The 2,978-nt window shown below is 42.1% G+C and carries 7 protein-coding genes and 1 pseudogene; 3 read left to right on the forward strand and 5 right to left on the reverse strand.

Annotation, left to right across the window (positions count from 1 at the left end; genetic code table 11):
* From LYNGBM3L_RS50325 to LYNGBM3L_RS43315, 3 genes are all read left to right on the forward strand, one after another.
* A partial coding sequence (locus LYNGBM3L_RS50325) for a DUF6909 family protein (protein ID WP_008182897.1) occupies positions 1-130 on the forward strand: 130 nt, incomplete at its 5' end.
* A 45-nt stretch (positions 131-175) separates the two neighbouring features.
* Positions 176-694, forward strand: a complete 519-nt coding sequence (locus tag LYNGBM3L_RS11710) for a DinB family protein (protein ID WP_008182899.1) — start codon at positions 176-178, stop codon at positions 692-694.
* 6 nt (positions 695-700) lie between these two features.
* Positions 701-853: a hypothetical protein gene (locus LYNGBM3L_RS43315; RefSeq protein ID WP_008182901.1), complete on the forward strand. Its 153-nt coding sequence runs from the start codon at positions 701-703 to the stop codon at positions 851-853.
* A gap of 61 nt (positions 854-914) precedes the next feature.
* On the opposite strand, the gene LYNGBM3L_RS11715 is transcribed toward LYNGBM3L_RS43315, so the two are convergent.
* From LYNGBM3L_RS11715 to LYNGBM3L_RS46475, 5 genes and pseudogenes are all read right to left on the reverse strand, one after another.
* On the reverse strand, positions 915-1,268 hold the full coding sequence (locus tag LYNGBM3L_RS11715; protein ID WP_008182904.1) for a hypothetical protein: 354 nt from the start codon (positions 1,266-1,268) through the stop codon (positions 915-917).
* A 15-nt stretch (positions 1,269-1,283) separates the two neighbouring features.
* Positions 1,284-1,434: pseudogene (locus LYNGBM3L_RS47275) on the reverse strand (DUF5989 family protein).
* A gap of 108 nt (positions 1,435-1,542) precedes the next feature.
* Positions 1,543-2,124, reverse strand: coding sequence for a carbamoyltransferase C-terminal domain-containing protein (locus LYNGBM3L_RS46460; protein WP_071986860.1), 582 nt, complete (start codon positions 2,122-2,124; stop codon positions 1,543-1,545).
* Positions 2,066-2,437 (reverse strand): hypothetical protein, encoded by a 372-nt coding sequence (locus LYNGBM3L_RS46465; RefSeq protein ID WP_008182908.1) that lies wholly within the window; start codon positions 2,435-2,437, stop codon positions 2,066-2,068. The genes LYNGBM3L_RS46460 and LYNGBM3L_RS46465 overlap by 59 nt, the downstream gene beginning before the upstream one ends.
* Before the next feature lie 115 nt (positions 2,438-2,552).
* Positions 2,553-2,978: carbamoyltransferase N-terminal domain-containing protein (locus LYNGBM3L_RS46475; RefSeq protein WP_008182910.1), on the reverse strand; the 426-nt coding region annotated here is incomplete at its 5' end.

The raw sequence follows: 2,978 nt of genomic DNA on the forward strand, positions 1-2,978 counted from the left end.
TTACGCGTACTATGCATCGGATAACCCCTTGCGAACGGGAAGTACGCTGGCGTCAGGAAGCCTCGGTGCGGAAGGTATTCTGCCAACTTATTTGATCACTAAGAAGATTTTAGAAAAGGTATTGGGCTAACAGACACGGATCCGCAGGTCAAAACTGATTCTCTATCTTTAAAGGATGGAACAGATTCGTTGGTTTGATCGGAAATTCGAATTCTCAGGTGATGAAAGTACTTTTCCTGGGCTTTTAGAAAGACTGGAGGGAACGCCTATTAGGGTCGCCAATAAATTACGCGCGGTTTCGGAAAGCCTGCTTACGAGCAAAGTCAATGAAAAGTGGTCCATTAAGGAGCATGTAGGCCATCTGATCGATCTGGAACCACTTTGGCAAGGGCGTTTAGATGATATTCTGAATGAGGAGAAATATTTGAGACCAACAGATTTAGAAAATAAAGCCACAGATTTAGCAGGACATAATGACTTTGATCTTCAAGACTTGTTAGACGGTTTTTTTTCGTCAAGATCGAAAACCATGAACAGTTTAAGAACTTTGTCGTCGGAAGACCTGATAAGATCAGGTTTACATCCCAGGCTGGAAACTCCGATGCGGGTCATAGACCTGTTCTTATTTGTTGCAGAACATGACGATCATCACCTCGCAAGTATTCACACATTAATCAATGAACAAAACGAATAAATACCTATGACGAATCTGCTATTAATTGCCGTAATACTCCTGATGGGACTCGGAATTATCTATGTGCTACAAAAAGGATTAAACGAAATCATCCGAGGCATGGAATCTTTGAATGAACGCTTGAAACGTATCGAAGAAACACTGGACAGGAAGCAATAGAAATAGCTCCTTCAATGATTTAAATGTTGGCTTGCAGATAAATCTTACTGCTTGACCTGGCTTACCAGGATTTCTCGAAGGAATCTTTCTGAATGGCTCTTGTTTCCATGTTCCAAAGACTAGTAGTATTGTTCTTGAGTGCCAATTCATTTGGATTGAGCAATCTGGATATCAGGGCGAATGGGGTTAATATCAAATAGAAGATTACACTAAGCACGACATTGGGAATGATATAACTCAGAATCTTCGAAAGCCCCATCCACAGAAACACGATACCTGCCGTGGCGGTGCTGGAAATTAAGCTGATTACTCCGATGGATGAAATCAGATAGATGATCCAAAACCACTTAGTATACAGATATAATAACAGGAAGCCAACGATAATGGTCAAGATGGTTTTTGCATGGTTTTCCATTGGCCCGGGATCCTATTAAAAAAGTGTATAGATAAATGGAGCCAGGGCGCTACTTCCGCCTATGACGATCAAAAACACCCAGTAGCAGGAGTACAATGATCACTGGCATCAACCAAAATTTTTTTCGTTCTTTCATGAAGAAGAACAGGTCTCTGAGAAATTCCATTTAAATATTAAAGCCTATTTTCCCTGATTAATGATTCGCTAATTCACAATAACCCACTTCGATAGCTGGATATCATAATGACAAAGGTACTGTGCTTTATTTTCTGGTTTAGTCACTGGCAAAACTCACCTCCCACTTTTCCTTATCTTGCCAATCGGGTTGATCCTCTTTTTTATAAACAAAATCCTCTATAACCAGATAATCCATCTCCGTACTCATAAAACAACGGTATGCATCCTGGGGAGTACATACAATGGGTTCTCCTCGCACATTGAAACTTGTATTGACCAACAAACCATAGTTTGTTTTCTCCCTGAACGCCTGGAGCAGTTGCCAATAGCGCTCATTTGTATCCTTAGTGACTGTTTGTACCCTGGCACTAAAATCCAGATGAGTGATAGATTGTACATCAGATCGCTTATAGTAAAGCCGATCCCAAAAGGGCAAATCAAAATAGTTATCTGACAGCTGTTCTCTTCTTTCTTCTTTTACCGGAGCCACCAAAAGCATATATGGTGATGCTACGTCGAGATCGAAAAAATGGTCTTTTTCTTCAAGCATCACAGAAGGAGCAAACGGTCTGAAACCTTCACGGTATTTGATTTTTAGGTTCAGGTGTTTTTGCATTTCCTCATTTCTGGCATCGCCTAGGATGCTGCGATTGCCTAAAGCCCTGGGTCCAAATTCCATTTTGCCCTGAAACCCACCCTACCACCTTGCCTTCTGAGATCTTAGAGGCAATAAATCCAGTCAACTTCTCAAAATCATCATATTTCGTGCTTTCAGCTTTATTACGATGATTCATTAGGGTGATTTCTTTTTCCGAGTATTCTGGGCCCAGATAGCTTCCCTTCATGGAATCTGGTCTTTCAGGGAGTTTTCGCGGCTCATTAAAATAGAGATGTTTGGCGGCCAGTGCAGCTCCTAATGAACCGCCCGCATCTCCTGCAGCAGGCTGGATATAGATTTCTTCGTAATATTTTCTCCTTGAGGATTTTTCCATTCGCGACACAATTCAACGCCACCACCTCCGGCCATGCACAAGTATCTGGCTCCAGTGACCTTCTGGGCATGTCGTGCCATCTTTAGCACGATTTCCTCAGTTACTTGCTGAATGGCTAAGGCCAGGTTACAATGATGTTGCTGAATGTCATCGTCAGGATGCCTGATTGGAAAAGAAAGAGATCAGACCAAAGCCGGCGTTTGATCATTCTAAGACCTGTGGCGTAGCTATAGTACTTCTGGTTCATCCATATGGAGCCATCCTCTTTGATGTCTACCAGATGGCTTTTGATGATGTTTATATAGTCTTTGGTCTGTTGAGATTCCGGGTTGCCATAAGGTGCAAGTCCCATGAGTTTGTATTCACCGGAATTGACTTTGAATCCAAGAAAATAAGTAAAGGCACTATACAACAGTCCCACGGAATGCGGGAATTTCATTTCAGCCTTTATGTCGATCTTGTTATTCGAACCAAAACATATGGTCGAGGTACTCCATTCGCCTACACCATCGATCGTCAATATGGCCGCTTCTTCGAAAGG

Source organism: Moorena producens 3L (genome assembly GCF_000211815.1).
Lineage (GTDB): Bacteria > Cyanobacteriota > Cyanobacteriia > Cyanobacteriales > Coleofasciculaceae > Moorena > Moorena producens.

What these genes read in the sequence shown, in the direction of transcription:
- LYNGBM3L_RS46465 (WP_008182908.1), bottom strand. Translation starts at nt 2,437, where the DNA reads ATGGAAAAATCCTCAAGGAGAAAATATTACGAAGAAATCTATATCCAG.
- LYNGBM3L_RS43315 (WP_008182901.1), top strand. Translation starts at nt 701, where the DNA reads ATGACGAATCTGCTATTAATTGCCGTAATACTCCTGATGGGACTCGGA.
- LYNGBM3L_RS11715 (WP_008182904.1), bottom strand. Translation starts at nt 1,268, where the DNA reads ATGGAAAACCATGCAAAAACCATCTTGACCATTATCGTTGGCTTCCTG.
- LYNGBM3L_RS11710 (WP_008182899.1), top strand. Translation starts at nt 176, where the DNA reads ATGGAACAGATTCGTTGGTTTGATCGGAAATTCGAATTCTCAGGTGAT.
- LYNGBM3L_RS46460 (WP_071986860.1), bottom strand. Translation starts at nt 2,124, where the DNA reads ATGGAATTTGGACCCAGGGCTTTAGGCAATCGCAGCATCCTAGGCGAT.